The following is a 4,372-nucleotide window of genomic DNA, read 5'->3' on the forward strand; positions in this document are numbered from 1 at the left end:
TATTCAACAATTGTTCCATCTCTATAGACCCAATAGTTAACTGCATTATGATCATCTATGGCTCTATTGGGACTTGTCTTACATGTGGTTGAATCAGTTCCACCATAATTACCAGCAGTGAAGTGAAGACATATTGCTGTCTTTTCTGATTTATCTACTTTGCCTAGATACATTTCTTCTTTTTGGAATTGCTTATCTTTTAGTATTTTAGCTTTAAGGTCGTTATATTCCTCTGAATCATTCTCATATTCTTGTAGTTGTTTCAGCTTACGCATTTTTGTTAAAGGTAGATTTATATCTAAGATTTTTTCTTTCATGAGGAAAGCTCTATCATTAAAATACGATTTTAACTTACCTGGAATAATACTAATTTCACAGCGCTCATGGTATATACTCATTTAAAATCCTTATTTACCTAATTTTTCATCTACATATCGTTTATATTTATTGAAATATCTTTCATAGGATTCTCTAATACTATCATAATAACTTTCTTTATAAGAGAACTTCCAATCTTCATATAAAGCAAATCTTAAAGTTCCATCAGACCTTTTTTCTGGATAATTTAGTTTGTAGTTATAGAGAGTTCTTGTCCCTTCTATATTCCAGTATTTATCTCTATTCAGTATTCCTTCTATACTCAATTTGTTATCATAGGCAATTATATAAGGTTGTCTTCCATTATCCTCAATATTTCCAACCTCATAGCTTATTCTATAACCATATTTTTCAATATCCACATGATCTAGTTGAATTAGTGATACTTGATTCTTATCTATTAGATTATGTGTATCCATATCCCATTGATTACTTCGACTATTATCCTTCATTAGGTAATAGAAGGTGAATGCTGAATAAAAGCCTCCATCCAGGGTTATGGATAACTGTCCAGATTCTGGGAACTCCTCTATGTCACTTACTTTTGATTGATGATATCCATATAATATCCAAAAATTTGGTTCTGATAGATTTTGTCTTAAATTGGAATAACGCTTTAAGCCACGTATATATTCTAGGTCTGAATCAGTTTCCGATTTTTCTAAGTATCTAGAGGCGAGAAAATAGGACAGACTTAAGTTCTGAAATACTTCATCCAGAACAATAGCAAGGAACTCCTCATTATAGTAACCTTCCTGCTGAGCGTACAATCCGCTATCTTGATTTGCCCAGTACTGAAGGTACAGAGATCCCGCACAGGCAAAGTTATAATGTGCATAGACATAGGTGGGATCAATGTTCATAGCTTCAACAAACAATTGCATGGCTGATTCATAATCACCCTTCACATATAAATCATAACCAGCACTGTTGAGAGTCTTCGCATCGAGCTCACCTAAATCCAGATTATATTTACTAATTATCTCTTCTAGGGTTAAATAGGAAATCGCTTGCCATGACATCCTTCGTACATTAAGCATATCCAACATCAAAGATTCAGGTAATTCTGTAACATCAGTAATCCCCTGCCAGGTCTCATAGCCTAATGTGGACCAATAGGGATCACGGCTATTAGCTGTGTCTGTATTAACAGGAGCTTTTTCTATAACGACATCTCCAGGATTTGTATGTTCCTCTGTTTTTACAATATCTTCTGCACTGGGAGAGGGGGCTTCTTTAGTCTGATCTGCCTCAGCCTTCTGAGGACATCCTAAGAGTAAGAGACTCAGTAGGGCTAATAATAATGGAAGTAGTAATTTTCTTGGATTCATATTTCCTTCACTCCGATTCGTTATAGCTAGACATTTTAATGATGATTTTATTGGTTATTCCCGTTGTAACTTTAGTTTTACCTTGGACTATTTCGAGATCCGTAACACTCCCATTTGGCATGGCTCTCACTGGAGTAGATTGTGTTGATGGACTTGCAATGTGTACAATAGTATGGGCTGTTAGATTACTTCCTATAGGAAAGTATCCTTTTTGATCACCCCTTTCGGCAGCATTTAACCATTGTATAGGCGTCATTTGGTAGAGTTTGTTTGTATTATTTTCAAGAGGAAAAGAAGTGGTGAAGCCATTATAGTTTTCCAAATATTCCCAGTCAAAGGCAGGACTGATATCCCATTTTACTACTGCATTAGTGTCTTCATTTCGATATCTTGTATTGACATGAGAAAATATTCCTGCTTTTTCTTTATTATCATTCATGAAGCTACTCCAATCAGTAACTAGTTGCCTCATAGGTTCATTCCATTCAAAATGATCAAAGCGTATATCATATGGAAGAAAACGATAAGGGATATCATATTCTTTACATAATGTTTTTAATAATTTTGCAACACTTTGAGTTTGTAGTGTTGTAAATGCTGCATAATAACGATATCCTCTGTATTCACTGTGAGGATATCTTCCGAGTTTGTCATAATCATTATTTGCTAAATCTATATATGCTAAATCTTTACCTTTGCATTGCTCATCCTTAGAACAGTATATTCCACTACAAGAATGTAAATATCCATCATTTTTTAATTCTAGCCAGCCATAATTTACTATTTCAATAGCAATTATTTTGGGATTGTAAGTGTCGCCTCCATGGGAATGGTGGGCCCAATATTCAGGTTCCATATATTCTACAATTGTTCCATCACGATATACCCAATAATTAACAGCATTGTGTTTTTCTATAGCTCTATTCGGTTTTGTATTACATGTTGTTGAATCAGCTCCACCAAAATTGCCAGCTGTGAAGTGTAGACATATAGCTGTCTTTTCTGATTTATCTACTTTACCTAAATACATTTCTTCTTTTTTAAATTGCTTTAGTCTCGATATTTTGGTACTAAGTCTAATGTAATCATCAGAACCAATCGTATATTCATTTAGATGTTTTAATTTACGCATTTTACTTTCTGGTAAATCAATGTCGAAAATTTGTTCTTTCATTAGAAATGAATTTTCTATAAAATACTGTTTAATTTTCTCTTGTATATTGCCAATATCACAATAATTATCATATTGAGCCATTTCTATTCCTTATTTCTTAATTTTTTGTCAATTAAATTTGAATTCATTTTATGATACATGTCGTAATAAGTACTAATTGAGTTAAAATATTCTATATTATTAGAAATTTCCCAGTTCTCACAAAATTGGAATTTAAGTGTATCATCAACAATATTTTGTGGATATTCCGCATCATAACTATATAAAGTTTCCCTATTTTCAACTTTCCAATTATCGTCGTTTAATAACAAGCCTTCAATTTTGAAATAATTATTGTAAGCAATAATGTATGGTTGTCTTGATATAGCATCATGATCATTGTTTTTATCATAATTAATTCTATAACCAAATTGAGGACGCTCATCATAATCAACTTTAATTAAGTGTACCTTATCAAAATTAATAAACTTATGAAAATCGTATTCCCATTGGTTGTTTAATGAATTTGAGTTATTAATAAGATCTGATATAGTTAATGCAGAATAAAATCCACCATCCAAAGTAACTGATAGTTCTCCAGATTCAGGGAACTCATCAATATTACTTACAATAGATTTATGATATCCATATAGATTCCAAAACTCTGGTGTTGATGAGTTTTGTCTAAGGTTTGAATAACGTTTTAGACTACGAATGTATTCCAAGTCTGAGTCTGTTTTCGATTTTTCGAGATATCGAGATGCTAGGAATACAGAAATACTAATATTCTGAAATATTTCATCTTGAACAAGTGATAGGAAATCTTCATCATAATAGCCTTCTTGCGTTACATATTGACCACTATCCTTTTTTGACCAATATTGAAGATAAAGAGAACCTGCACAAGCAAAGTTATAATGAGCATAAACATAGGTAGGATCTATTCTCATTGCTTCTACAAACAACTGCATTGCCGATAAATAATCACCCTGTGTATACAAGTCATAACCCACACTGTTAAGATTCTCTGCTGTTAACTTACCTAATTGCAATTGATATTTAGTAATAATTTCTTCTTTTGTTGGGTAGGACAATGATTGGAACATCATCCTTCGTACATTAAGCATATCCAACATCACGGATTCAGGTAATTCTGTAACATCAGTAATCCCTTGCCATGTTTCATATCCTAATGTGGACCAATAGGGATCACGGCTATTAGCTGTGTCTGTATTAACAGGAGCTTTTTCTATAACGACATCTCCAGGATTTGTATGTTCCTCTGTTTTTACAATATCTTCTGCACTGGGAGAGGGGGCTTCTTTAGTCTGATCTGCCTCAGCCTTTTGAGGACATCCTAATATTAAGAGACTCAGTAGGGCTAATAATAATGGTAGTAGTAATTTTCTTGGATACATATTTCCTTCACTCCGATTCGTTATAGCTAGACATTTTAATGATGATTTTATTGGTTATTCCCGTTGTAACTTTAGTTTTACCTTGGACTATT

The 4,372-nt window shown here is 33.0% G+C and carries 4 protein-coding genes; all 4 read right to left on the reverse strand.

The window, feature by feature from the left end; all coding sequences use genetic code 11:
* Window positions 1-398: hypothetical protein (locus K345_RS20065; RefSeq protein WP_037571519.1), on the reverse strand; the 398-nt coding region annotated here is incomplete at its 3' end.
* Between the two features lie 9 nt (window positions 399-407).
* Window positions 408-1,709: a tetratricopeptide repeat protein gene (locus K345_RS0106640; protein WP_028973502.1), complete on the reverse strand. Its 1,302-nt coding sequence runs from the start codon at window positions 1,707-1,709 to the stop codon at window positions 408-410.
* Window positions 1,710-1,716: 7 nt separating this feature from the next.
* Window positions 1,717-2,964 carry a peptidoglycan recognition protein family protein gene (locus tag K345_RS0106645; RefSeq protein WP_028973503.1) on the reverse strand — a complete coding sequence of 416 codons (1,248 nt, stop codon included), beginning with the start codon at window positions 2,962-2,964 and terminating at the stop codon, window positions 1,717-1,719.
* A 2-nt stretch (window positions 2,965-2,966) separates the two neighbouring features.
* On the reverse strand, window positions 2,967-4,280 hold the full coding sequence (locus tag K345_RS0106650) for a tetratricopeptide repeat protein (protein WP_028973504.1): 1,314 nt from the start codon (window positions 4,278-4,280) through the stop codon (window positions 2,967-2,969).
* Window positions 4,281-4,372 lie beyond the last annotated feature (92 nt).

It is taken from the genome of Spirochaeta cellobiosiphila DSM 17781, from assembly GCF_000426705.1.
Taxonomy (GTDB): Bacteria; Spirochaetota; Spirochaetia; order DSM-17781; family DSM-17781; genus Spirochaeta_E; species Spirochaeta_E cellobiosiphila.

What these genes read in the sequence shown, in the direction of transcription:
- K345_RS0106650 (WP_028973504.1), bottom strand. Translation starts at nt 4,280, where the DNA reads ATGTATCCAAGAAAATTACTACTACCATTATTATTAGCCCTACTGAGT.
- K345_RS0106640 (WP_028973502.1), bottom strand. Translation starts at nt 1,709, where the DNA reads ATGAATCCAAGAAAATTACTACTTCCATTATTATTAGCCCTACTGAGT.
- K345_RS0106645 (WP_028973503.1), bottom strand. Translation starts at nt 2,964, where the DNA reads ATGGCTCAATATGATAATTATTGTGATATTGGCAATATACAAGAGAAA.